Source organism: Streptomyces luteireticuli (genome assembly GCF_041519305.1).
Classification (GTDB): domain Bacteria; phylum Actinomycetota; class Actinomycetes; order Streptomycetales; family Streptomycetaceae; genus Streptomyces; species Streptomyces luteireticuli.
This window is the reverse complement of record NZ_CP167927.1, coordinates 7,818,981-7,840,766: the sequence shown is the minus strand read 5'-3', so window position 1 is coordinate 7,840,766 and position 21,786 is coordinate 7,818,981. Positions and strand designations below refer to the sequence as shown.

19 protein-coding genes are annotated in these 21,786 nt (G+C 74.0%); 5 read left to right on the top strand and 14 right to left on the bottom strand.

Going from position 1 to position 21,786, the window contains the following annotated elements; genetic code table 11:
- Positions 1-6: 6 nt before the first annotated feature.
- The 6 genes from AB8735_RS35160 to AB8735_RS35135 form a co-directional block, all read right to left on the bottom strand.
- A complete protein-coding gene (locus AB8735_RS35160) occupies positions 7-981 on the bottom strand; it encodes a quinone oxidoreductase (protein ID WP_372411702.1) in 975 nt (324 codons plus the stop codon).
- Positions 981-2,852: an asparagine synthase (glutamine-hydrolyzing) gene (gene asnB, locus AB8735_RS35155; RefSeq protein WP_372411701.1), complete on the bottom strand. Its 1,872-nt coding sequence runs from the start codon at positions 2,850-2,852 to the stop codon at positions 981-983. The genes AB8735_RS35160 and asnB overlap by 1 nt, the downstream gene beginning before the upstream one ends.
- 22 nt (positions 2,853-2,874) lie before the next feature.
- Complete coding sequence (locus AB8735_RS35150; protein ID WP_372411700.1) at positions 2,875-4,407, bottom strand: 4-hydroxyphenylacetate 3-hydroxylase family protein; 1,533 nt, start codon at positions 4,405-4,407, stop codon at positions 2,875-2,877.
- On the bottom strand, positions 4,407-5,267 hold the full coding sequence (locus AB8735_RS35145; RefSeq protein ID WP_372411699.1) for a TauD/TfdA dioxygenase family protein: 861 nt from the start codon (positions 5,265-5,267) through the stop codon (positions 4,407-4,409). Before AB8735_RS35145 ends, AB8735_RS35150 begins: the two co-directional genes overlap by 1 nt.
- An 18-nt stretch (positions 5,268-5,285) precedes the next feature.
- Positions 5,286-6,266 (bottom strand): L-tyrosine/L-tryptophan isonitrile synthase family protein, encoded by a 981-nt coding sequence (locus tag AB8735_RS35140; protein WP_372411698.1) that lies wholly within the window; start codon positions 6,264-6,266, stop codon positions 5,286-5,288.
- A 529-nt stretch (positions 6,267-6,795) separates the two neighbouring features.
- Positions 6,796-9,768 (bottom strand): BTAD domain-containing putative transcriptional regulator, encoded by a 2,973-nt coding sequence (locus tag AB8735_RS35135; protein ID WP_372411697.1) that lies wholly within the window; start codon positions 9,766-9,768, stop codon positions 6,796-6,798.
- A 117-nt stretch (positions 9,769-9,885) separates the two neighbouring features.
- On the opposite strand from AB8735_RS35135, the gene AB8735_RS35130 reads away from it, so the two are divergent.
- The 4 genes from AB8735_RS35130 (at position 9,886) to AB8735_RS35115 (ending at position 12,436) form a co-directional block, all read left to right on the top strand.
- Complete coding sequence (locus AB8735_RS35130; RefSeq protein ID WP_372411695.1) at positions 9,886-10,491, top strand: MarR family winged helix-turn-helix transcriptional regulator; 606 nt, start codon at positions 9,886-9,888, stop codon at positions 10,489-10,491.
- Between the two features lie 109 nt (positions 10,492-10,600).
- Positions 10,601-11,407, top strand: coding sequence for an MBL fold metallo-hydrolase (locus AB8735_RS35125; RefSeq protein WP_344021122.1), 807 nt, complete (start codon positions 10,601-10,603; stop codon positions 11,405-11,407).
- The gene (locus tag AB8735_RS35120; protein ID WP_372411962.1) at positions 11,398-11,823 is read left to right on the top strand and encodes a nuclear transport factor 2 family protein; all 426 of its coding nucleotides are present in this window, start codon (positions 11,398-11,400) and stop codon (positions 11,821-11,823) included. Before AB8735_RS35125 ends, AB8735_RS35120 begins: the two co-directional genes overlap by 10 nt.
- Before the next feature lie 169 nt (positions 11,824-11,992).
- Positions 11,993-12,436 carry a nuclear transport factor 2 family protein gene (locus tag AB8735_RS35115; protein WP_344021126.1) on the top strand — a complete coding sequence of 148 codons (444 nt, stop codon included), beginning with the start codon at positions 11,993-11,995 and terminating at the stop codon, positions 12,434-12,436.
- 35 nt (positions 12,437-12,471) lie between these two features.
- On the opposite strand, the gene AB8735_RS35110 is transcribed toward AB8735_RS35115, so the two are convergent.
- From AB8735_RS35110 to AB8735_RS35080, 7 genes are read right to left on the bottom strand one after another with little or no spacing between them, the layout of a single operon-like run.
- Complete coding sequence (locus AB8735_RS35110) at positions 12,472-13,158, bottom strand: GntR family transcriptional regulator (protein WP_344021128.1); 687 nt, start codon at positions 13,156-13,158, stop codon at positions 12,472-12,474.
- 41 nt (positions 13,159-13,199) lie between these two features.
- Positions 13,200-14,573, bottom strand: a complete 1,374-nt coding sequence (locus tag AB8735_RS35105) for an aldehyde dehydrogenase (protein ID WP_372411694.1) — start codon at positions 14,571-14,573, stop codon at positions 13,200-13,202.
- Entirely contained in the window at positions 14,570-15,571 is a 1,002-nt protein-coding gene (locus AB8735_RS35100; protein ID WP_372411693.1) for a proline racemase family protein, read from the bottom strand. Before AB8735_RS35100 ends, AB8735_RS35105 begins: the two co-directional genes overlap by 4 nt.
- Positions 15,572-15,581: 10 nt before the next feature.
- Positions 15,582-16,490: a dihydrodipicolinate synthase family protein gene (locus AB8735_RS35095; RefSeq protein WP_372411691.1), complete on the bottom strand. Its 909-nt coding sequence runs from the start codon at positions 16,488-16,490 to the stop codon at positions 15,582-15,584.
- A gap of 45 nt (positions 16,491-16,535) precedes the next feature.
- A complete protein-coding gene (locus AB8735_RS35090) occupies positions 16,536-17,978 on the bottom strand; it encodes an FAD-dependent oxidoreductase (RefSeq protein WP_372411690.1) in 1,443 nt (480 codons plus the stop codon).
- On the bottom strand, positions 17,959-18,252 hold the full coding sequence (locus AB8735_RS35085) for a (2Fe-2S)-binding protein (RefSeq protein ID WP_344021283.1): 294 nt from the start codon (positions 18,250-18,252) through the stop codon (positions 17,959-17,961). The genes AB8735_RS35090 and AB8735_RS35085 overlap by 20 nt, the downstream gene beginning before the upstream one ends.
- Complete coding sequence (locus AB8735_RS35080; protein ID WP_372411689.1) at positions 18,239-19,423, bottom strand: NAD(P)/FAD-dependent oxidoreductase; 1,185 nt, start codon at positions 19,421-19,423, stop codon at positions 18,239-18,241. The genes AB8735_RS35085 and AB8735_RS35080 overlap by 14 nt, the downstream gene beginning before the upstream one ends.
- Before the next feature lie 264 nt (positions 19,424-19,687).
- Between AB8735_RS35080 and AB8735_RS35075 the strand changes: the two genes are divergently transcribed.
- A complete protein-coding gene (locus tag AB8735_RS35075; RefSeq protein WP_372411687.1) occupies positions 19,688-20,224 on the top strand; it encodes a hypothetical protein in 537 nt (178 codons plus the stop codon).
- 28 nt (positions 20,225-20,252) lie between these two features.
- Here the strand turns inward: AB8735_RS35075 and AB8735_RS35070 are convergent, their stop codons facing one another.
- On the bottom strand, positions 20,253-21,488 hold the full coding sequence (locus AB8735_RS35070) for an aminopeptidase P family protein (RefSeq protein ID WP_372411685.1): 1,236 nt from the start codon (positions 21,486-21,488) through the stop codon (positions 20,253-20,255).
- Between the last annotated feature and the right edge of the window lie 298 nt (positions 21,489-21,786).

Here is a 21,786-nt window from a genome sequence, read left to right as displayed (position 1 = left end):
CGGTGGTTACGGGACGAGCAGCAGCTTTCCGGTGGTGCTGCGGGAGGCGAGGTCGGTGTGCGCCCGGTGGGCCTCGGCCAGCGGGTAGGTGCGGGCGACGGTGAAGCGCAGGGTGCCGTCGGCGATGCCGGCGAAGACCTCCCCGGCGCGCCGCTCGAACTCCTCGGTGGTGGCCCGGAAGTGCTCCAGGTAGGGGCGGGTGAGGGTGAGCGAGCCGCCCCACAGCAGCCGCATCACGTCGACCGGGGGCACGGCGCCGCTGGCGCCGCCGTACAGGACGAGGGTGCCCCGGGTGCGCAGCGAGTCGAGGCTCGCGTCGAAGGTGGCCGCGCCGACGCCGTCGTAGACGGCGTGGACGCCCTCGCCGCCGGTGAGCCGGCGCACCTCACCGGCCAGGTCGTCGGTCTCGGTGTAGCGGATGACCTCGTCGGCGCCGTGGGCGCGGGCGAGCTTCTCCTTCTCCTCGGTGGAGACGGTGCCGATGACGCGTACGCCACGTCGCGTGAGCATCTGGGTGAGCAGCTGGCCCACTCCCCCGGCGGCGGCGTGGACGAGCACCGTCTCGCCCTCGCGGGCCGGGTAGGAGTCGTGGGCGAGGAAGTGGGCGGTCATGCCGTGCACGAGGACGCCGCCGGCGGTGGGCAGGTCGATGTCGTCGGGGACGACGATGGCCTTCTCCTCGGGGACGAGGACGCGAGTGGCGTAGCTGCCGAGGACGGTCGTCCAGGCGACGCGGTCGCCGGGCCGGAAGCGGGTCACGCCGGGTCCGACGGCGAGGACGGTGCCGGAGCCCTCCTCCCCCGGTACGCAGGGCACGGGCAGCGGGTAGCGGCCTTCGCGGCGGTAGAGGTCGATGAAGTTGACTCCGGCGGCGGCGAGTTCGACGAGGATCTGGCCCTCGCCGGGCGCGCCGGGGTCGGGCTTCTCGACGTAGAGCTGGACCTCGGGGCCGCCGGTCTCGCGGATCTCGATCGCGTGCATCAGTTGACTCCCTTTATGCCGGTCAGTTCGACCTGGTAGGTGCGCAGCCAGTCGTCCATGCGCGCGGTGGATTCGACGAGGATCCGCTCGAACTCGGACAGGCTGCCCCCGGCGGTCTTGTCGGTGAGGCGGCGGACGGCGTCGCCGTCGAGGAACGGGGCCAGCGGTGCGCCGCCCTCGCCGTCGGCGGCGGTGGCCAGGCCGGTGATCAGGGCCCGGTCGTAGGCGGGGTCCTGGATCGAGGGGTAGGCGGCCTTCTTGCGGCGCAGCACGGATTCGGGGAGGAGGTCGGCGGCGGCCGCGCGGAGCAGGGCCTTCTCCTCGCCGCCGAAGTTCTTCATCTCCCAGGGGACGTTGAAGACGTATTCGACGAGGCGGTGGTCGCAGAAGGGGACTCGGCCCTCCAGGCCGCTGGCCATGCCCATGCGGTCCTTCTTGTCGAGGAGGATGGGCAGCCAGCGGGTGAGGGTGAGGTGGCCGAGTTCGCGGGTGCGGCGCTCCTCGGCGTTCTCCCCTTCCAGTACGGGGACTTCGGCGAGAGCGGTGCGGTAGAGGTCGGCCTCGTACTCGGCGAGGTCGATGCCGTCGATGAACCAGGGGTGGAACAGCGAGCGGGGGTCGAGGCCGCGGTGGGCGCCGAGTTTGAGCCAGGGGAAGGTCTCCGCGGCGCGGGCGCCGGGGTCGGAGAACCAGAGGTAGCCGCCGAAGACCTCGTCGGCGCCCTCGCCGGAGAGGGCGACGGTGGCGTGTTCGCGGACGGCGGCGAACAGCAGGTAGAGGGAGACGTCCAGGTCGGCGAAGTTGAACGGGAGGTCCCAGGCGCCGAGGACGGCCTTGCGGACGGCCGGGTCGAGGAGCCGGCCCCGGTCCAGGGTGATCATGTGGTGGTCGCTGGACACGTGCCGGGCGACTTCGCGGGCGTAGGGGCCGTCGGGGGTGGGGCGGACGGCGTCGGCCTTGAAGTTCTCGGTGTGGCCGGTGAAGTCGACCGAGAAGGTGGAGAGTTGTGCGCCCTCGGCGGCGCGGGTGCGGGCGGCGAGCGCCGTGACGGTGCTGGAGTCGAGTCCGCCCGACAGCAGGGAGACCAGCGGCACGTCGGCGATCATCTGCCGGGGGACGATGTCGTCGAGCAGGTCGCGGACGGTGGCGATCGTGGTCGTGAGGTCGTCGGTGTGGGGGCGTGCCTCCAGGGACCAGTAGCGCTCCTCGCGGATGCCGTCGCGGCCGATGCGCAGCAGGTGGCCGGGCTTGACCTCGTGCATGCCGCGGAAGGGGACGCGTCCGGGGCTGCGCAGGAACAGCAGGGCGTCGCACAGTTCCTCGCCGCCGGCGCGGGCCCGGGCCAGCGGGTTGGCCAGGATGGCCTTGGGCTCGGAGCCGAAGAGGACGCCGTCGTCGGTGGGGTAGTAGAAGAGGGGCTTGACGCCGAGCCGGTCGCGGACGAGGAGGAGTTCCTCGCGGGCGGTGTCCCAGATGGCGATGGAGTACATGCCGTTGAGGCGGTGGACGAGGTCCGCGCCCCACTGGAGGTAGCCGCGCAGGGCGACCTCGGTGTCGCTGCGGGTGGTGAACCGGTGCCCGAGGAGGGCGAGTTCCTCGCGCAGCTCGCGGAAGTTGTAGATCTCGCCGCCGTAGGAGATCACCGCGCGGGGCAGGCCGTCGGGGCCCTGCTCGGGGGTGAGCATCGGCTGGGTGCCGTGTTCGAGGTCGATGATGGACAGCCGCCGGTGGCCGAGGGCGGCGTGGGTGCCGAGCCAGAGGCCGCGGGCGTCGGGGCCGCGGTGGTCCAGGGTGTCGGTCATGGCGCCGACGACCGCGGACTGCTGGGACAGGTCGCGGGAGAACGCGACCCATCCGGTGATGCCGCACATGGTTTGCTCCGTTGTCGGTCGTTCAGCGGTCGGTGTGGCCCGGGGTCTCCCAGGGGCCTCTGCGCCAGCCGTCGAGGTCGTAGTCGTCGAGGCAGTCCTGCACGAGGGCCTCGTAGCGGGCGAGACCGCCGCGCTTGGTGGCCCACTTGAGGGCGTCGAGGCGGATCTGTTCGCCGTTGCCCGAGTAGTTGCGCTCGTAGAGTTCGTGGCGTCCGCCGAACTCGGTGCCGATGGCGTCCCAGCACAGCTTGAGCAGCTTGATCCGCTCCTGGGCGCTGGTGTCGGAGCCGCGGTAGAACCGGTCGATGAGCGGCCGGAGTTCGTCGTTGGCCAGGTCGCGGGCGCTGGACGGGACGGCCAGCGGGGCGCCGCCCAGGTTCGTCTCGAAGATCTCGTGGACGCGGGCCCAGATCTGGGCGTTGTACATCCGCATCGCGGAGGCGTGTTCGAGGCGGGGGACGACGGTGCCGCCGCTGCCCGGCTCGGGGTCGTGGGCCATGGCGGAGGTGAGGGCGCCGACCATGTGCCGCATGGTGATGACCTCGCCGACGGCGGCCTGGACGCCGCGGAACTCGTCGGTGCCGTTGGCCCGGGTGCCGCGGGAGAGGAGCCCGGCCATCAACTCCAGCTTGACGCCGAGGCGGATCCCGGACTGGTAGTTGTAGAGGTTGGGGAACCCGGAGGTGGCGTAGAAGCCGGTGGCGCGCTGGATGTCCCGGTAGACGAGGATGTCCTCCCAGGGGATCAGCGCCTCGTCGAGGACGAGGACGGCGTCGTTCTCGTCGAAGCGGCTGCTGAGCGGGGCGTCGAAGGGGGTGGCGTGCTGTGTGGCGTACGGGGTGCGGCAGATGAGCTTGACGCCGGGGTTGTCCATGCGGACGAGGAAGACGAGGGCGAACGCCTCGGCCTTGCCGGGGGCGAGGGCCGCGGAGCCGACCGGGGCGACGAATCCGGCGTTGGTGATCGCCGATCCGGTGGCCAGCATCTTCGCGCCGCTGACGACGACGCCGGCGTCCGTCTCGCGCACGGCGTGCACGAAGACGTCCTCCATGTCGTGGATGGCCCGCTTGCGGTCCACCGGCGGGTTGATCAGGACGTGGTTGAGGTAGAGCGCCTTGCTCGCGAACTCCCGGTACCAGGTGCGGGCGTTGTCGGCGTACGGGCCGTAGTAGTCGGCGTTGACACCGAGGCCCGACATGAAGGCGGCCTTGTACTCGGGGGTGCGGCCGAGGAATCCGTACCCCATCCGGGCCCAGGTGGCGATGGCCTCGCCCGCCTCGGCGAGTTCGGCCGCCGATCTGCTGGGCTTGAAGAACTTGTGGGTGCGGATGCCCTGGTCGTCCACGCCGGTGAGGACGCCGGAGGTGGCCGGGTCGTGAAGCGCGTCGTAGAGCCGGGCCACGGACAGGGCGGAGTTGCGGAAGGCGGGGTGCCGGGTGACGTCCTTGACGCGTTCGCCGTCGAGGAAGACGTTGCGGCCGTCGCGCAGGCTCTCCAGGTAACTGTCGCCCGTCATCAGGGCGTTGGTCTCGGGGGTCGGGTCGGTCCGTATCATCACTTCACCAGTCCCGGGTTGGCCAGCGGCGGATTTCCGTGCACCTGGACGCGGCGCAGATGGCGGGGGGCACCGCTGGTGAAGGCGTTGCGTCCGTGCAGGAGCGTGTAGTTGTCGGTGAACACCAGGTCGCCGGTCTGCCAGGCGTGGGCGTACAGGTGCTCCGGGTCGTAGAGGGCGGCCCGCAGGCTGCGGTGCACCTCGGCGATGCCGTCGTCGTCGAGCCCGGTGAACTTCAGGTCGGGGTGGTTGACGAAGCCCTCGTCGTCGGCGGCGGTGGGCTCGTTGTAGCGGATGACGGGCGTGCCGCTGACGGGGTGGGACGTCACGATCGGCGAGACGGTGACGCTGTCGTAGAACTCCATGGCCCGGTGGTAGGTGCCGGTGACCTTCGACCACCGGTCGACGACGGCGGGGTCGGTGCGCTCCAGGACCCTGGGGGTGTGGGAGAAGGTGGTCTCGCCGCCGTTGTCGGCACCGGGGGCGTGCACGCACTGGAAGACCTGGAACTCCGGTATGTGGTCGCGGTACATGCCGTCCCAGTGCATGGGCATGTAGCTGGAGTCGAAGATGTGGTCCTCGGGCTGTTCCTTCTCGACGAGTTCGAGGACGGTGCCGAAGGGCCACTGGGCGGGTTCGCCCCAGTTCTCGCAGTAGGCCGAGAACTGCTCGGGGGCCTCGAAGGAGTCGAAGCCGCGGAGGAGGACGAGGTGGTGCTCCCGGACGAGGGCGCGCAGGGCCTCGACGGGGACATCGTCCACATGCGTGCCCGGGGCGGTGGCCCGCAGGGCCCGGCCGAACGGGCTGACCGGTTCGACGGTCCAACGGCTGTCGGCGAGCGTGGTGTTGTCCTTGCTCATGGTGGTCTCCGTAAGGTGTCAGGCGGCCCGGGACGCGGCCGGGGCGAGGACGTAGTGGCTGGGACGGCCGTCGACGTGCCGGAGGACGGCGCCGGCCTCCTCGGCCTCGGCGCGCTTCATGAGGGTGAAGCCCTCGCCCGTGTCGACCGCCACGCTGTGCCAGGGGGTGAGCCAGGCATCGGGGGTGTCGGCGAGCAGAATGCCGATCTTCCCCGTGGAGCAGGGCTGCGGGTGGATCGACAGCCGCACCGCCGTGGGGAACAGCTCCAGGAGCAGGTCGCCCCAGGCCCGACTGCGCTGGATGACGCGGTAGGCGAGGTCGCGGCACTTGCGCTGGAGGGCGGAGCGGGTGCCGGTCCACTGCGGGCCGGACAGGTCCTCCAGCATGAAGCGGGTGATGCCCCGGTACATCGCGAGGGGGGCGCCGCCGGCCCGTACCTCCTCGCGCAACTCCTCGACGGAGGGGGCGTAGCCGGAGGAGAGCAGGTCGCGCATGTCCTCGTGGCCGGAGCCGGTGTAGACCTCGTCGAGGGTGAACTGCTCCAGGTGCGTCGCACCGATGTCCTTGATCATCCGGTCGATGCCGGTGACGTAGGCGGTGACATGCGCGTCGTCGACGCCGAGCAGGTCGTTGAAGACCCGTCCGTCGGAGCAGATCCGGATGACGGCGCCGGGCGGGTATATCCGCGCTATGCGCTCGCACAGGGAGTTGAGGAACCGCAGCGCGAGTTCCTCGGCCAGGTCGGGCAGGGGGCCCAGGACCTTGGCCGGATTGGGGGACTTCGTCGGGAACGCCGGCAGGACGAACTCGATGGGCCGTCCGCTCTCCATGGCCGCCCGGACCAAGTCCAGGTGATATGCGGCACACTTCGGGCAGACGTCTCCGTCGCAGCCGCCGTCGCGCATTCTGCGCTGGTGGCCCAGGATTTCCCGGACCACGCGGGTTGCGGCCTCTTCGTTGTCACGTACGGCGGTATCGGGTGCGGCGTGATCGGACACCGCGCCTCCCTTCGTGGACTGGGATCCACGGTGCGCTTCGAGCGCATGAGAAACGCACAAGAGCCCCCTGGCCCGCCCTTTCGCCGTTTCCGCAGGGGCTGCGCCCCACCGGGGGCTGCGCCCCACCGGGGGCTGCGCCCCACCGGGGGCTGCGCCCCACCGGGGGCTGCGCCCCACCGGGGGCTGCGCCCCCTGGCCCCCCCGAGGCGCCCTGCGGGCGCTGTCCTCAAGCGCCGGACGGGCTGGGTGTGTGCCCCGGTCCCGCCCTTTCACCGTTTCTTCCGGGGAGACCCCGGACCCCATCCGCCCTTCGGGCGGAGTCCTCAAGCGCCGGACGGGCTATTTCAGCCCGTCCGGCGTTTGAGGACGAGCGGCGGAGCCGCGACAACGGGGGCCAGGGGCGGAGCCCCGGAAGCGGGGCACAGCCCCCGCCCCACCGCGCGGCAGCGCGGTGCCGGGCCCCGGGGCGGAGCCCCGGAAGAAACGGTGAAAGGGCGGGACCGGGGCAGACTCAATCCCCGACGCCACGTCAGGAGGCGGTCACAGACTCCACCGTGGCCCGCTGCACCGCATCCAGCTCCAACTGCGCCCGCTCCCTCCACACCGGCATCCGAAGCCGCCGGAAGCCGCCGAGCGCCTCGGTGAAGTGGCCCGCGGCGCGCGCCGGATCGCCCAGCGCCGCATGCGTCCGGCCGAGCCAGTAATGCGCGAGCGCCTCCCCCCGCAGCTCACCGAGCTCGGTGAAGACGGCAGCGGCCTCCCCCAACGGCCCCAGCGCGCGCGGCGCCTGGTCGGGGCCGAGGCCGACGTGCAGCCGGCCCATCGTCAGGAGGGTGTACGCCTCGCCGGGCCGGTGCCGCAGCAGCCGGTACTCGGCCAGGGCGCGGTGCAGATGGCGGGCGGCGCGGCCGAAGCGGCCGTGGCCGATCTCGGCGACGGCCAGGAGCTGGAGGGCGTCGGCGAGCAGCAGCGGGTGCCCGAGGCGTTCGGCCGCGGCCAGGGCCGCCTCCCCCGCCTCGATGGCCTCGGCGTCGCGCTGCCGGCACACCAGGGCGTAGCCGAGGCTGCGCAGGGCGGTGATGCGGCCGGGGGCGTCGCCGAGGCGTTCGAGGACGGCGGCCGCCGACTCGGCGTCCCGGTAGGCGAGTTCGGCCATGCCGCGGTCGGCGACGGCGAAGCTGCGGTGGACGCGCAGCAGCGCGGCGTGGTGTTCCTCGCCGAGCGCGTCCAGCGCGTCGATCGCGGTGGCGAAGCGGCCGGCGGCGTCGTCCACGCGGCCGCGGGCGGCGGCGGCGCGGGCGAGCGAGCCCTGGGCGACGGCGGCGGCGACGGGGTCGTCGTCGGCGGTGGCGCGGTCCCGGGCGGCGCGGGCCACGCGTTCCCACTCCTCCCACCAGTTGCGCAGGTGGCAGACGTTCTCCATGGCGGCGGCGAGGGCGGCGGCCTGGGCGCCGTAGCCGGAGTCGGCCGCGGCGAACTCGACGGCGGTGACCAGGTTGGTGCGTTCGCTCTCCAGCCAGCCGAACGGGTCGACGGTGCCGCCGCGGACGATGTCGGCGGGGCCGCCGCGCACGAGGCGGTCGCCGGCGGTGCGCAGCCGCAGGAGCCAGCCGTCCAGGACGCGGGCCACGGCGGCGCGCCGCCAGGCGGGGGGTTCCTCGGCGAGGGCGCGTTCGGCGGCGTGGGCGTGCAGGGCGTCGTGCATGCGGTAACGCGGCTGTCCCTGGGCATCGATGGCGCAGACCTGTATCAGGTGGGCGTCGAGGAGGGCGTCGGCCCAGCGGTCGGTGTCGGGTTCGTCGAGGAGGGCGGCGAGGACCCAGCCGGGGAACTCGGGCGAGGGCAGCAGGCCGAGGGCCCGGAACGCCCAGGCGGCGTCGGGGCCGAGGCCCTGGTAGCCGACGGCGGCCGCGGCGCGGACGGCGCGCTGCTCGTCGGTGCGGTCCTCGTCGGTGTGTCCGTCCGGTGTCTCGTACCGTGCGGCGTCGAGTCCGTCCGCGAGGTCCTGGAGCGGCAGCCGGGGGTGGGCGGCGAGCCGTGCGCCGGCCACCCGCAGGGCGAGCGGCAGTCCGGCGCAGGCGGTCACCACCCGCCGGGCGGCGGCCGGTTCGGCGTCCAGGCGGCGGCAGTCGGTGAGGCGGCGGAGCAGGGCCTGGGCCTCCTCGTCGTCGAGCGGCGGGACGTCGACGAGGTGCGCGTCCTCCAGTCCGTCGAGCCGGGCGGTGCTGGTGACCAGGACGGCGCTGCGGGAGGAGCCGGGCAGCAGGGGGCGGATCTGGGCCTCGTCGCGGGCGTCGTCGAGCACCAGCAGGACCTGACGGCCGCACAGCAGCGAGCGGAACATGGCGGCGCGGTCCACGGTCGCCTCGGGCAGGGAGGAGCCGGCGACGCCGAGGCTGAGCAGCAGGTCGGACAGGAGCGCGCCGGGCGGGCGGCGGATGCCGCGGGCGCCGTCGAGGCGGAGGAAGAGCTGTCCGTCGGGGAAGGCGTGGCGCAGCAGGTGGGCGAGGCGGGTGGCGAGGGCGGTCTTGCCGGTGCCGGAGGGGCCGGTGAGGACGACGACGGGGGTGGTGGTCGGCGAGGGGGCGGCGCCCGCGTCGGCGGCCGGTTCCAGGAGGGCGGCGGCGCGCGACATGACGAGGTGTCGGCCGGTGAAGTCGGGGGTGTCCAGCGGGAGTTGACTGACCGTCCGCCAGGACGGGGCCGGGCGGGCGGGGGGTACGGGGGCGGGGGCCGCCCCGAGGGCCGGGTCGCGGGTGAGGACGGCGCGGTGCAGGCGGCGCAGTTCGGCGCCCGGTTCCAGGCCGAGCTCGTTGCGGAGGGCGGCGCGGGCGAGGGTGTAGGAGGTGAGCGCGTCGCCGGGGCGGCCGCAGCGGTACTGGGCGACCATCAGTTTGGCCCACAGTGATTCGCGCAGCGGGTACCGGGCCGTCTGGGCCTGCAACACGGCGACGGCGTCGAGGTGTTCGCCGAGCGCGAGGCGGGCCTCGGCGTAGCCCTCGAAGGCGACCAGGCGGGATTCCTCCAGGCGGGCAGCCTCGATGTGCAGGGCCTCGTGGTGGGCGACGCGGTCGAAGGCCTCGCCGCGCCAGAGGTCCAGGGCCCGTCCCAGATGTCCGGCGGCGGCGCGGTGTTCGCCCGCGGCGAGGGCGGCGCGGCCGCGTTCGGCCAGGTCCTCGAAGCGGTGCAGGTCCACTTCGTCGGGGCGCACCCGCAGTTCGTAGCCTCGGTGACCCATGCTCAACCGGTCTTCCCCGGCCGCCTTGTTGAGCACCCGGCGCAGTGCGGCGACGTAGCTGCGGATGTTGGCCTGGGCGGAGGCCGGGGGGTTCTCGCCCCAGACCGCGTCGCACAGACGCTCCCCGGGGACAGGGGTGTTGGCGTGCACGAGCAGGGTGGCCAGCAGGGTCCGCTGCTTCGATCCGCCGAGCGGCAGGGCACGGCCGTCGGCGACGACCTCCAGGGGTCCGAGCACCTTGAACCGGACGCGCGGAGCCTCCACCTCGGGACCGCCTTTCTGCTGGCCGCACGAGGGTGGGCGTGCGCGCACTGCTGTTCGTGATTCGGAACAATGGTCAGGACGACAACCTTAGGGTCTGTCCGGTGCGACTCCTTCCACTTGCCCGCCGCCGTCCGGCGGCAGGGCATGCTGGCCGGGTCACATCCGGTCGGCGGTCCGCGCGAGGGCGCCGGGCCGGGCCCCGGACGAGGAGAGGCGGCACAGCCGGTGCACGACGGAGCCACGGAGATCACGACCGCGCGGCAGGCGGCGGACGACGCACTGGTGCTGGCGTTCGGCCGGCTCCAGGGGGCGGCCGGCCGCCTGGAGTACATCCTCGGGCGGGCCCTGGAGGAGGAGTGCGGGATCGGCCACCTCACGTTCGAGGTGCTGCTGATCCTGGCGCGGGCGGGCGGGCCGGGGCTGTCGATGAAGGAGATCGGCCGGGAGCAGGTGCTGACGACGGGCGGGGTGACCCGGCTGGTCGACCGCATGGCGGCGGCCGGGCTGGTGGAGCGCGCCGAGGATCCGTCGGACCGGCGCGGGCGCCTGGTGCGGCTGACGCCGCTGGGCGAGGAGACGGCGGTGCGCGCGGCGCGGGTGCATGTGGAGAACATCCGCCGCTATTTCGTCGCGCCGCTGCCGGCCGGGCATCTGGAGCGGTTCGCGGAGGACTTGCGGATCCTCAGCCACGCGGCGCGGGACGAGCTGCCGCGGCTGCGCTGAGCCCGCCGGACGGAGAGACGCAGCTCACATCGCCTCGCCGAAATACCTGACTGGTCAGTCACTGTTGAGTCAGGCGAATCGCTTTTCCCCACGTCTGCGAGGGCCTGCCATGAACACGCTCGACTTCACCATCCTCGACCTGGACTTCCCGGTCGGCAGCAGGAACAAGACCGCCACGCTCGTCACCGGCGAGCGGGACGCCCTGCTCGTCGACGCCGGCTTCACCCGCGCCGACGGCCACCGGCTGGTGGCCGCGCTCCTGGACTCCGGCAAGGAGCTGCGGACCGTCTTCATCAGCCACGGCGACCCGGACTTCTACTTCGGCGCGGAGGTCGTCGCCGACGCCTTCCCCGAGGCCCGGTTCGTGGCCACCGAGCCGGTCATCGCCCATATCCGCCGCTCCTACGAGGGCAAGCTCAAGGCGTGGGCCGCGGCCGGCGCCAACCTGCCCACCCGCCTGGTGGACCTCGCCCCGCTGACCGGCGACCTGGAGCTGGAGGGCCACCGCTTCGAGCTGCGGGGCGGCCCGGCCGCCCTGCCCGACCGCCACTACCTGTGGCAGGCCGGTCACCGCGCGATCCTCGGCGGCGTCCTCCTCTTCCAGCACGAGCACGTCTGGACCGCCGACACCTCCCGCCCCGGCCAGCGCGAGGCCTGGATCGGCCTGCTGGACGAGATGGCGGCGCTCGACCCGCGCCTCGTCGTCCCCGGCCACCGGCTGCCGGACACCCCGGCCGACCTCAGCGCGATCACCGGCACCCGCGCGTACCTGGTCGCCTTCGAGGAGGAGCGCGCGAAGGCCGCCGACGGCGCCTCCCTCACCGAGGCCCTGGTGCGCCGCTTCCCCGGCCACGGCATGCTGATCGCCGCCCAGATCGGTGCCAAGGTCGCCACCGGCGAGATGACCTGGGGCTGATCACCATGACCTACGACTTCGACACCTCCCCCGCCCCCGCCGACGTGGTGCGCCGCCAGTACCTCGCCTCGGCGGCCGGCGACCTCGACGCCCTGCGCTCCACCCTCGCCCCCGACGTGGAGTGGACCGAGATGGCCGGCTTCCCGCTCGCGGGCACCTACCGCACGCCCGAGGGCGTCACCTCACAGGTGATGGAGCGGCTGGCGGCCGAGTGGGACGACTGGGCCGTGCACGACGACACCTACGTCGCCGACGGCGAGAACGTCGTCGTCCTCGCCCGCTACACCGCCGTCAACAAGGCGACGGGCAAGGCGATCGACGTCCGCGTGGCGCACCACTTCACGGTGCGCGGCGGACTGATCGTGCGCTTCGAGCAGTTCGTGGACACGGCGAAGGTGCGGGAGGCGATGCGGTGAGGCGCACGGAGGTCCCCGGCGCGGCCGCCGCCGCACCGGGCGCCTCCCGCGCCTGCTGCGCCGGCCCTTACCCCTGACGTCATCGACCACGCTCCCCTGCTGCGGCAGCGTGGTGCGCGTCAACGAGTTCCCCCGACGAAGGTTCCGGCCCCAGGCCCGAGGAGCGACCATGCCCGTCAAGTCCACAGACACCACCGTGAGTTCCGTCACCGGTACCACCCGCCACGTCGTCCAGGAGTTCCTCGCCGCCCGGATGGCCGGCGACGTCGAGCGGCTCGTCGGGCTCTTCGCGGACGACGTCGACTGGCTGCTCGCCGAGAACCCCGCCGTCCCGTGGATCCGGCCGCGCTCCACCCCGGCCGAATGCGCCGCCCAGTTCACGGAGTTGGCCGAGCACACGGTGGCCGAGGACGCACGGGCCTCCGTCGACGCGTTCCTCGTCGACGGCACCGACGCCGTCCTGATGGGGCACCTCTCGGGGACCGTGCGCGCGACGGGGAAGTCCTTCGGGGGCCCGTTCGCGCTGCGTCTCACCGTCGAGGAGGGGCGGATCACCCGGCACCATCTCTACGAGAACAGCGTGTCGATCGCCGAGGCCTGCACCACTTCCTGAGTTCAGATCAAGGGCAGGCCCCCGGCGGAGACGGTTCACTCGTCGCCCGGCGGACCTCCCCGGTCCCGCGCCCACAGCGAGCGCACATGCCCCAGATGCCGGGTCATGCACGCCTCCGCCCCCTCCGCGTCGCCCGCCAGCATCAGATCCAGGAGTTCGAGGTGTTCCTCCGCCGAGGGGATGAGTTCGCCGCGTTCGTCCAGGCCCGTCAGGCCGTAGAGCCGGGAGCGTTTGCGGAGGTCGCCGACGGTCTCCACCAGGCGTTCGTTGCCGGCGAGGCCGAGGAGGGTGAGGTGGAAGCGGCGGTCGGCCTCCAGGTAGCCGATGAGGTCGTGGTCGCGCGCGGCGCGCACGATGTCCTCGGCGATCGGGCGGAGGGCCTCCAGGTCCGCGCGGGCGGCGGTGCGGGCGACGCGGCCGGTGACGGGGACCTCGATCAGCATCCGGATCTCGGTGTACTGGTCGAGGTCGCGCTCGTCGACCTCGGTGACCCTGAAGCCCTTGTTGCGCACCGGCTCGACGAGGCCCTCGCGCGCCAGGTCGAGCATCGCCTCCCGTACGGGGGTGGCGGAGATACCGAAGTCCTCCGCGAGGACGGGCGCCGAGTACACCTCGCCCGGGCGGAGTTCGCCGGAGATCAGTGCGGCCCGCAGGGCGTGCGCCACCTGGTCGCGCAGGCGTTCCGTGGCGGTAATCGGTGCGCGGCGCTGCAGTCGCCCCATGCGCTTGCCTCCCTGTGCCGGGGAGGCCCCAGCGTACAATGTCACGTTGCCTTCCCGGCAGCCGGGGCGAGGGTGTAGGTGCGGCCCGCGGTGTAGAACTCCAGGGCGGCGCGGCCCTGTTCGCGGGGTCCGTGGCCGGAGGCCTTGGCCCCGCCGAACGGCAGGTGGAAGTCGACGCCCGCCGAGGGGGCGTTGACGCGGATCATGCCGGTGTCGAGCCGGTCGAGGACGTGCAGCACCGCGTCCAGCCCGGCCGTGTGGACGGAGGTGACCAGCCCGTACGGCACGGAGTTGTTGATCCGGACGGCCTCTTCGAGGTCGCGGGCGGGGAGCAGGGCGGCGACGGGCCCGAACACCTCCTCGCGCAGCAGCGGATGGCCGTCCGGCGCCTCCACCACGACGGGGGCCGTGTACCAGCCCGCCGCGTCGGGCGCGGTGCCGGCGGCGACGACGGGCAGGCCCGCGGCGGCCCCGCGGACCCGGTCGCGGGCGGCGCGGGAGATGAGCGGCCCGCAGACGGTCGCCGGGTCGGCCGGGTCGCCGACCGGGAGTTTCCCCAACTCCTCGGCCAGGGCGGCACGCAGCGGCTCCAGGGCCGTGCCGACCGCGATGACGCGGCCGGTGGCGGTGCACTTCTGTCCGGCGTATCCGGCCAGCGCCGTCGCGATGTGGGCGGCCGCGCGGCCGATGTCGGCGTCCGGGAGGACGATCGCCGCGTTGAGCCCGCCGGTCTCGGCCTGGACGGGGATGCCGCGCGCGGTGGCGGCGCCCACCACCGTGGCGCCGACGGCGGTGGAGCCGGTGAAGGAGACGGCATCGGCCGTGCCGACCAGGGCCGTGCCCTCCTCGATGCCGCCCGGGACGACGGTGAACAGCCCGTCGGGCAGGGCACGTTGAAGCGTCTCCGCGAGGAGCAGGGCGCAGGCCGTGGCCTGCGGGGCCGGTTTGAGGACGACGGCGTTGCCGGCGGCGAGCGCGGGGGCCGCCTTCCAGGAGGGGACGGCCAGGGGGAAGTTCCAGGGGGTGATGAGCCCCGCGACGCCGTGCGGGCGGCGGCGGGTGAGGAGCAGTCCCGCGCCGTCCGCGCTCTCGTGGACGGCTCCGGTGGGTTCGTAGGGGAACTGGGCGTAGTAGCGCCAGATCGCGGCGGTCCGGGCGGCCTCGGCGCGGGCCTCGGCGAGGGGTTTGCCGACCTCGCGCACGCTCAGCGCCGCGAGGTCGGCGGCCGCGTCCTCGATCGCCGCGGCGGCCCGGCCGAGGGCGGTGCTGCGGGCGGCCGCGCCGCCGGAGGCCCAGACGGCCTGCGCGGCGCGGGCGCGGTCCACGGCGCGGGCGGTGGCGGCGGCCCCGGCGGCCGCGGTGGTGACGACGGTCTCGTCCGGGTCGGCGGGGTTGTGGGAGACGACGGTGGTCACAGCAGGAAGCCTCCGGGGAAGGGGTCGTCCGGGTCGAGGAGGTACTGGGCGGTGGCGGTGATCCAGGCGCGTCCGGTGACGGTGGGGACGACGGCGGGCAGACCGCCGAGCGCGGTCCCGGCGACGAGGCGGCCGGTGAAGCGGGTGCCGGTGAAGGACTCGTTGACGAAGTCCCGGCCGAGCGGCAGGAGTTGGCGGGCGTGCAGCTGGGCCATGCGGGCGGAGGTGCCGGTGCCGCACGGGGAGCGGTCGAACCAGCCGGGGTGGATGGCCATGGCGTGCCGCGAATGGCGGGCGTCGGAGCCGGGGGCGGCCAGGTAGACGTGTTTGAGGCCGTTGATCTCGGGCTGTTCGGGGTGGACGGGCCGGTCGGCGGCGTTGACCGCGTCCATGACGGCGAGTCCGGCGGCCAGCAGCTCGCCCTTGCGGGAGCGGTCGAACGGCAGCCCGAGGGCGTCGAGTTCGACGAAGGCGTAGAAGTTTCCGCCGTAGGCGAGGTCGTAGGGGACGGTTCCGTACCCGGGCACGTCGACGGTGCGGTCGAGCGCGGCGCAGTAGGCGGGGACGTTGGTGAAGGTGGCGCCACGGGCGGCGCCGTCCTCGACGCGGACGTCCACGGAGACGAGCCCGGCGGGGGTGTCCAGGCGGACGGTGGTGACGGGTTCGGTGACGGGCACCATGCCGGTCTCGACGAGGACGGTGGCGACGCCGATGGTGCCGTGTCCGCACATCGGGAGCACCCCGGAGACCTCGATGTAGAGCACGCCCCAGTCGGCGTCGGGCCGGGTGGGCGGCTGGAGGATCGCCCCGCTCATGGCGGCGTGGCCGCGCGGTTCGTACATCAGCAGGGTGCGCAGGTGGTCCAGGTGCTCGATGAAGTGGAGCCGGCGTTCGGCCATGGTGGCGCCGGGGATCGTACCGACGCCTCCGGTGACGACGCGGGTGGGCATGCCCTCGGTGTGGGAGTCGACGGCGTGGAGGACGTGACGGGTGCGCATGGGTCCCCGTTCAGCGGCGGCCGTCGGCGACGGCCTTCTCGGTGGCGGCGCGTACGGCGGACTCCGTGTCGCCGGTGAGCGGGAGGCGCGGGGGCCGGACGGGGCCGCCGGGCCGGCCGGCGAGGTCCATGGAGAGCTTGATGGCCTGGACGAACTCGGTCCGGGAGTCCCAGCGCAGCAGCGGGTGCAGCGCGGCGTACAGCGGCCGGGCGGTCTCCAGGTCGCCGGCGACGGCCGCGCGGTAGAGCGCGGCGCAGTCGGCGGGGAAGGCGTTGGCGTATCCGGCGATCCAGCCCTTGATGCCGGCGACGGCCAGTTCGAGCAGGACGTCGTCGGCGCCGGCCAACAGGTCGAGTCCCGGGGCGCGTTCGGCCAGTTCCCAGGCGCGGCGGACGTCGCCGCTGAAGTCCTTGACGGCGGCGATGTGCCCGGCGTCGTACAGCCGGGCCAGCAGGCCGGGGGTGAGGTCGGTGCGGGTGTCGGTGGGGTTGTTGTAGGCGACGACGGGCAGTCCGGCGGCGGCGACCTCGGCGTAGTGGGCGAGCACCGCGCGGTCGTCGGCCCGGTAGGCGGTGGGCGGCAGCAGCAGGACGGAGCCGCAGCCGGCCTCGGCGGCGTGTTCGGCCCAGCGCCGCGCCTCGGTACTGCCGTAGGCGGAGACGCCGGGCATCACCCTGGCCCCGTCGCCGGCCGCCTCGACGGCGGTGCGCACCACGCGGGCGCGCTCGTCGGCGGTGAGGGACTGGTACTCCCCCAGCGATCCGTTGGGGACGACGCCGTCGCAGCCCTGGTCGAGGAGGTGGCGGACGTGGGCCGCGTAGGCGTCGTGGTCGATGGACAGGTCGTCGCGCAGCGGCAGGGCGGTGGCGACCATGACGCCCCGCCAAGGGTGCTCGTGGTTCCAGGAGTTGATGCTCATTCCACTTCCTTTCATAGGACACTGTCTTTCATAGGACACTGTCTTTCATGGAGCGCCGTCGTCGAGGGCCGCGAGCGTCCCGAGGGTGACCGGGACGGCGAGCGGGCGGCGTTCGGGGGCGGTGGGCAGGCCGTCGGGGGCCGCGAGCCGGGCGACGGCCTGCCCGCAGGTGCGGCCCTGGCACCAGCCCATGCCGGCCCGGGTGAGGAGTTTCACGGTGCGTGCGTCCCGGGCCCCGAGGTCGTGGACGGCCTCGCGGATGCGGCCGGCAGTGACCTCCTCGCAGCGGCACACCTCGGTGGCGTCGGTGAGCCAGCCGGTCCAGCCGGGGCCGGGGGCGTGGACGGCGGTCATCGCGTCGGCGAAGGCGCGCAGCCGTGCGCGGCGGCGGCGCAGGGCGGGAGTGACGGCGGCGACGTGGCGCAGGCGGCGGACGATGGCGCGGGCGGCGAGTTCGCCCTCGGCGAGGGCGACGCGTTCGCCCCCGACGCCGGCGCTCTCGCCCGCCGCCCAGACGCCGCGCACGGTGGTCTCCAGGTCGTCGTCCAGCAGGAGGGCGAAACTGCCGTCGGCGGTGCGGCGGGTGGCGCAGCCGAGGGTGGTGGCCAGGTCGGTCTGCGGGACGAGGCCATGGCCGACGGCGAGGGCGTCGCAGCGCATGCGTCGCGAAGTGCCGGTCAGCGGGCGCCAGTCGGGGCCGAGCCGGGTGACGGTGACGGCCTCGACGCGTCGGGTGCCGTGCGCGGCCGTGACGGCGCTGCGGGTGAGGAGCGGGACGCGGTGGCGCAGGAGGGCGGCGGCGTGTGCGGCGCCTTCGGCGAGTTTGCGGGGGTCGGCGGCGAGGGCGCGGGGCCGGCGGGCGTAGCCGAGGTAGCCGGAGGCCTCGACGACGGCGGGGACCCGGGCGCCGGCGGCGGCGAGCGAGGAGGCCACGGCGAGCAGCAGCGGTCCGCTTCCGGCGACGGCCACGCGCCGCCCGGGCAGCACGAGATCGGACTTGAGCATGGCCTGGGCCCCGCCCGCGCCGACGACTCCGGGGAGGGTCCAGCCGGGGAAGGGGAGGTGGCGTTCGTGGGCGCCGGTGGCGAGGAGGAGGGTCCGGGCGGTGATGCGTACGGGGCGTTCGCCGTCCCCGTCCCCGTCGTCGCCGTCGTCGCCGGTGACGGCGTGCACGGTCCACAGGTCGGGTTCCTGGCGGACGGCGCTCCACACGTGGTGGCGGGGCAAGTGGCGTACGAGGCCGTGGTGTTCGGCGCGAAGGACCAGTTGGACCGGTGGCCGGGCACGCAATTCGGGCGCGGGACGGCGCCAGATCTGTCCGCCGGGGCGGGGGCCGGAGTCCAGCAGGGTGACGGTGAGCCCGAGCCGGGCCGCGGTGACGGCGGCGGACAGTCCGGCGGGCCCGGCGCCGACGATCGCGAGGTCGCGTATACAGGAATCGCCGGACGCATCGGACGCGTCGGCCGGCTCAGACGGCGAGTTCGGCACGGCCGGTTCCCTCCTGGGTGGTGACGGCGTCGCCGGGGCGGGCGGGCAGCAGGCACAGGCGGCGGTTGGGCCGCCCGTTGACGGTGGCGAGGCACTCGTGGCAGTGGCCGATGCCGCAGAAGGCGCCGCGCGGGGCGCCGCCGTTGCGGGTGGTGCGCCAGGCGAGGACACCTGCGGACCGGAGCACCGCGGCGAGGGACTGCCCGGGCAGGCCGGTCAGGGGACGGCCGTCCAGGGTGACGGTGAACGGGGCGGGGGGTTCAGCGCGGTTCAGGGCGGGCCTCCTTCGGGGCGGCGGCGAAGCGCTCGGGACGGAACGCCCGGGCCCAGCCGGGGAGTTCACCGTCGGTCAGCGCACGGGCGACGAGCAGTCCGGTCGCGGGGGCGAGGCCGATGCCCGCGCCTTCGTGCCCGCAGGCGTGGACGAGGCCGGGGACGCGGGGGTCGGGGCCGACGGCGGGCAGGTGGTCGGGGAGGTACGGGCGGAAGCCGGCGTAGGCGCGGAGGGCGCGGACCCCGGCCAGTACGGGGAAGAGGGCGACGGCCCCCGCCGCGAGCCGGCGCAGGGCCGGGATCGACAACGTGCGGTCGAAGACGGACAGTTCGCGGCTGGCGCCGATGAGGACGGGTCCGGCGGCGGTGCCCTCGACCACCGTGGAGGTGCGCAGGGCGGCCGTGTCACCGGCCACGTCGGCGACGTAGTCGGCGGTGTAGACCTTGTGCCGGACGACGCGGGGCAGCGGCTCGGTGACGAGGACGAAGCCGCGCCGGGGCAGCACCGGGAGCCCCGCACCGATGCCGGAGGCGAGCGAACCGGCCCAGGCCCCGGCCGCGTTGACCACGGCCGGGGCGTGGAGGTCGCCCCGGGTGGTGCGGACTCCCCGGACCCGTCCGGCCGCCGTGGTGAGCAGGCCGGTGACCTCCTCGCCGAGCCGCAGCCGGGCCCCGGAGGCACGGAGCAGCCGGGCGGCGGCGAGGGCGGGCATGACCTGGGCGTCCTGCGGGTAGTGGACGGCTCCCGCCAGGCCGGGGGCGAGGTGGGGTTCCAGGTCGCGAAGGGCGGCGGCCGGCACCTCGTGCGCCTCCGCGCCCGCGGCCGACTGGGCGGCGGCGAGGGTGCGGAGGGCGTCGAGGCGTTCCCGGTCGTCGGCGACGACGAGGCCGCCCTTGGGCTCGTACTCGATGTCCGGCGGCAGGGCATCCGCGAGTTCGCGCCACAATTGCCCGGACAGCAGGGCGAGTTCGAGTTCCGGTCCGGGTTCCTTGTCGGAGACCAGGATGTTGCCCTCGCCGGCGCCGGTGGTCCCGCCCGCGACGGGGCCGCGGTCCACGACGGTGACGGAGAGGCCGGCCCGGCCCGCGTGATAGGCGCAGGCCGCGCCGACCGCTCCCGCGCCGACGACGATGACGTCCGGAGGTTTTCGCTGGGACACGGCCGGTACCATTTCACATGGCACTGGTCGGTGCCAAGAGGCCGGACGGGACGAAGCCCCTTCACCGTACGAGGAGTTGGACGTTCCCGGGACGCATCGCCCCCTCCGGCGATCGGCCGAACTCGCCCTGTCCCTCCCGTCCCTCGGCCCAGCATCCTGTGGCGCGCACGGCACGCACAGCCCGCACGGCAGGCACAGTCCGCACGACACGCACAGCCCGCACGACACGCACAGTCCGCACCGCACGCACCCGCTCCGACCGAAGGGAACAGGACCATGAAGAAGTCCTCCCGGCTGATGACGCTGCTGGGCGTCGGCGGCCTCGTGGCCGGCAGCCTCCTGACGGCCTCCTCGGCCTCGGCCGGCGCCGGCAGTACGTCCGTCGTGGCCGAGCCGCACCTCACGACCTCGCAGGACGTGGTCAGACAGACCTCGTCCGGGGTGCTGCTCAGCGTCACGGGCGGGGTGCCCACGACAGTGATCTCGGAGACGGTGTCCGCCGGTTCGTGGGTGCTGTCCGCCAACGCGACGCTGGTCAGCTGGGAACCGAGCGACTACACCCGCTGCACGCTCTACGCGGGCGAGACCGCCGTCGGCGGGGCGACCAGCATGATCGGCAGCGCGGCCACGGGCGCGGGCAGCGGGGTCTACGCGGCCTCGGTGAGCGCCCAGGGCGCCTTCTCCAGTACGGGCCCGACGACCGTCAGCCTGCGCTGCGCACACGACAGCACCCGGACCCGGGCCCCCTACGCGGACCCGGGGGCGACCCTGTGGCTCCACCGGAGCGACGGCCTGGGCCAGCCCAGGCGGTAGCCGCTCCCGGGCGGCCGGCCGCACCCCGTCACCGGCCGCCCATCCACTCCTCGATCGCGTCGGCCGTGCGCGGCAGCGCCCCGGAGAGCAGCCGGGCGCCGTCCGCGGTGACGACGAGGTCGTCCTCGATCCGCACCCCGATGCCCCGCAGTTCGGCGGGCAGGGTCGTGTCGTCCGGCTGGAAGTACAGGCCCGGCTCGACCGTGAGCACCATCCCCTCCTCCAGGACGCCGTCGGTGTAGGCCGTCGCCCGGGCCCGGGCGCAGTCGTGCACGTCGAGGCCGAGCATGTGCCCGCTGCCGCACAGGGTGTACCGCCGGTGGAGGTCGCCGCGCGCGTGGGGCAGGACGCCCCAGTCGGCGAGCCCGTCGGCGATGACGCGCATCGCCGCGTGGTGGAAGTCACGGAAGGCGGCGCCGGGTTTGACAGCGGCGATGCCCGCCTCCTGGGCGGCGAGCACCAGTTCATGGACGCGGCGCTGCACCGGCGAGAAACGTCCGGACAGCGGCAGGGTCCGGGTGACGTCGGCGGTGTAGAGGGAGTCCGTTTCGACCCCGGCGTCCAGGAGGAGCAGCTCGCGGGGGTCGAGCCGGCCGTCGTTGCGGGTCCAGTGCAGGACGCAGGCGTGCGCTCCGGAGGCGGCGATGGTCTCGTACCCCGTGCCGTTGCCCTCGGCCCGGGCGCGCAGTGCGAAGACGCCCTCGATCCGGCGCTCGCCGCGCGGGTGGGCGAGGGCGGCGGGCAGGTCGCGGACGACGTCCTCGAAGCCGGCCGTCGTGTGGTCGACGGCCTGCTGGAGCTGTTCCACCTCCCATGCGTCCTTCACCAGCCGCAACTCGGCGAGCGCCGTGGCCAGTTCCGGGTCGTGGGAGGCGTCGCGCCCCGGGCCGCCGGTCCCGCAGGTGTCCAGGGGGACGCAGCGGATGCCGGTCAGCTCCTCCGTCTCCGCCGGTCCGGCCCGGTGGCCGACCCAGAACTCGCCGTGGCGGCGGTCGCGGTAGAACGCCCCCGCCCCGTCCTCCCGCCGCGGCGGGTGCGGGTGGACGTGGAGGACGGCCTCGTGACCGGCCGGTCCGGAGGGCTCCAGGACGAGGACGTGGCCCGCCTGTTCCTCTCCGGTGAGCCCGGTGAGCCAGGCGTAGGCGCTGTGCGGGCGGAAGCGGTGGTCGCAGTCGTTGGAGCGGACGGCCGCGGCGCCGGCGGGGATCACCAGGCGTTCGCCGGGGAACCGGGCGGAGAGCCGGGCGCGCCGCGCGCCACTCATATCCCCTTCCAGGAGGGGTGGTTGAGGGGTGCGGGGATCCGTGGCCCAGCCGCGGGTCATGGCCGACCGGAGTTCGTCGGAGGGCGGGAGGTCATGGCTTGCGGTCCGCGGGCCCAAGGACACCTGAGGAGGTTCCTGACGGTTCATCGGCTCTCTTCCTCTCGTGCACGAGTCGGTAAAGGAGATGCAGACGCCTTGTCAGTGCAATGTCACATTACTACGGTACCCCTCGCACGGCGCCTCCGCGCCGTCCGGCCCAAGTTGCCCCTCCGACACGGACGTTGTCCGACGATTCCCC